The sequence below is a fragment of the Streptomyces pactum genome (assembly GCF_016031615.1).
Lineage (GTDB): Bacteria > Actinomycetota > Actinomycetes > Streptomycetales > Streptomycetaceae > Streptomyces > Streptomyces pactus.
The window spans coordinates 1-1219 of record NZ_JACYXC010000026.1 but is presented as its reverse complement, the minus strand read 5'-3'; the positions used below and the strand labels follow the sequence as shown (position 1 = coordinate 1219).

Below are 1219 nucleotides of genomic sequence, written 5' to 3'. Positions count from 1 at the left end.
CGGATCGCGGTACGTCGGGGCGGGGCGTCGGGGAGACTGGAGCGGCCCGTTCGCGCACCGCTTTCGATCGCCTACCGGGAGGGCCCGTGCCCGACAAGCCCGCCACGCTGTTCGTGATGGAACCGGTCCATCTGCCGCGGCTCTTCCCCGACCCGCTGCTCGACCGGCTCGCCCGCTCCCTCCGGGTGGCCCGGGAGGCGGCGCCGCACCCGGTGGCCACCGGCGGTGTGCCCCCCGAGGACGCGGAGGTGCTGGTCACCGGGTGGGGCTGCACCCCGCTGACCGAGGAGGTGCTGGCCGGCCTCCCCCGGCTGCGCGCGGTCCTGCACGCGGCGGGGAGCGTCAAGGGGCATGTGACCGCGGCATGCTGGGACCGTGGCCTGCTGGTCTCCTCCGCGGCCGGCGCCAACGCCGTGCCGGTCGCCGAGTTCACCCTCGGGGCGATCCTGCTGTGTGGCAAGGACGCCCTGCGGATGCGGGCCCGTTACGCGGCGAGCCACCGCCTCCCGGACCCGGCCGAGACCGGGCGGCTGGGCAACCTGGGCCGCCGGGTGGGGATCGTGGGGGCCTCCCGGATCGGGCGGCGGGTGATCGAGCTGCTGCGCCCGTTCGATGTGGAGGTCGCGGTGTACGACCCGTATCTGCCGCGCCCGGAGGCCCGCGCGCTCGGCGTCCGTCCGCTGCCGCTGGACGAACTCGTCGCCACCAGCGAGGTGCTGAGCCTGCACGCCCCGCTGCTACCGGGCACCCGGCACCTGCTGGACGCCCGCCGGCTGGCGCTGCTGCCGGACGGCGCCGCGCTGGTGAACACCGCGCGGGGCGCGCTGGTGGACACCGCCGCGCTCACCCGGGAGCTGGTGTCGGGCCGGATCTCGGCGGTGCTGGACGTCACCGACCCCGAGCCGCTGCCCGCCGGCTCACCGCTCCACCACCTGCCGAACGTGCTGCTCACCCCGCACATCGCCGGTGCGCTCGGCAACGAGCTGCCCCGGCTGGGCCTGGCGGTCACCGAGGAGGCGGAGCGGCTTGCGGCCGGGATGCCGCTGCGCCACCAGGTGCTCCCCGGCGACCTGGACCGCATCGCCTGACCCCCGACGCCCGGCGCATACGTCCGGCGGAGCCCGATCCGGCGCCCGGGCCGGGCGGACCCCGTGCCGGCACCCCGCGGACCCCCGCGGACCCCGTTCCGGCACCCGTCGGCCCCGGCAGACCCCGTTCC

The 1219-nt window shown here is 77.2% G+C and carries 1 protein-coding gene; it reads left to right on the top strand.

What is annotated here, in order from left to right:
- The first annotated feature begins 116 nt into the window (after positions 1 to 116).
- A complete protein-coding gene (locus IHE55_RS30475; RefSeq protein ID WP_197991707.1) occupies positions 117 to 1088 on the top strand; it encodes a hydroxyacid dehydrogenase in 972 nt (323 codons plus the stop codon).
- The last annotated feature ends 131 nt before the right edge of the window (positions 1089 to 1219 follow it).